This window comes from Paraburkholderia bannensis NBRC 103871, assembly GCF_000685015.1.
GTDB lineage: Bacteria > Pseudomonadota > Gammaproteobacteria > Burkholderiales > Burkholderiaceae > Paraburkholderia > Paraburkholderia bannensis.
In genome coordinates this window covers 1-1,042 of record NZ_BAYA01000096.1, presented here as the reverse complement: position 1 = coordinate 1,042, position 1,042 = coordinate 1, and the positions used below count along the sequence as shown (strand labels likewise).

General features: G+C 61.9%; 1 protein-coding gene. It reads left to right on the top strand.

Going from position 1 to position 1,042, the window contains the following annotated elements:
• On the top strand, positions 1 to 1,042 hold a 1,042-nt coding region (tuf, locus tag BBA01S_RS39450; RefSeq protein WP_027821170.1), incomplete at its 5' end, for an elongation factor Tu.

Sequence of the window (1,042 nt, the reverse complement as noted above, 5' to 3'; positions counted from 1 at the left end):
CGATGCAGCGCCGGAAGAAAAGGCACGTGGTATTACCATCAACACCGCGCACGTCGAGTACGAAACGGCTAACCGCCACTACGCACACGTCGACTGCCCGGGCCACGCTGACTACGTGAAGAACATGATCACGGGCGCGGCACAGATGGACGGCGCGATCCTGGTTTGCTCGGCTGCTGACGGCCCGATGCCGCAGACGCGTGAGCACATCCTGCTGGCACGTCAGGTTGGCGTTCCGTACATCATCGTCTTCCTGAACAAGTGCGACATGGTCGACGACGCTGAGCTGCTCGAGCTCGTCGAAATGGAAGTGCGCGAACTTCTGTCGAAGTACGACTTCCCGGGCGACGACACCCCGATCGTCAAGGGTTCGGCCAAGCTGGCGCTGGAAGGCGACACGGGCGAGCTGGGCGAAGTGGCGATCATGAACCTGGCTGACGCACTCGACACGTACATCCCGACGCCGGAGCGCGCAGTTGACGGCGCCTTCCTGATGCCGGTTGAAGACGTGTTCTCGATCTCGGGTCGCGGCACGGTGGTGACGGGTCGCGTTGAGCGCGGCATCGTCAAGGTCGGCGAAGAAATCGAAATCGTCGGTATCAAGGCGACGGTGAAGACGACCTGCACGGGCGTGGAAATGTTCCGCAAGCTGCTCGACCAGGGTCAGGCAGGCGACAACGTCGGTATCCTGCTGCGTGGCACGAAGCGTGAAGACGTGGAGCGCGGCCAGGTTCTGGCCAAGCCGGGTTCGATCACGCCGCACACGCACTTCACGGCTGAAGTGTACGTGCTGAGCAAGGACGAAGGCGGCCGTCACACGCCGTTCTTCAACAACTACCGTCCGCAGTTCTACTTCCGTACGACGGACGTGACGGGCTCGATCGAGCTGCCGAAGGACAAGGAAATGGTCATGCCGGGCGACAACGTGTCGATCACGGTGAAGCTGATCGCTCCGATCGCGATGGAAGAAGGTCTGCGCTTCGCAATCCGCGAAGGTGGCCGTACCGTCGGCGCCGGCGTGGTCGCAAAGATCATCGAGTAA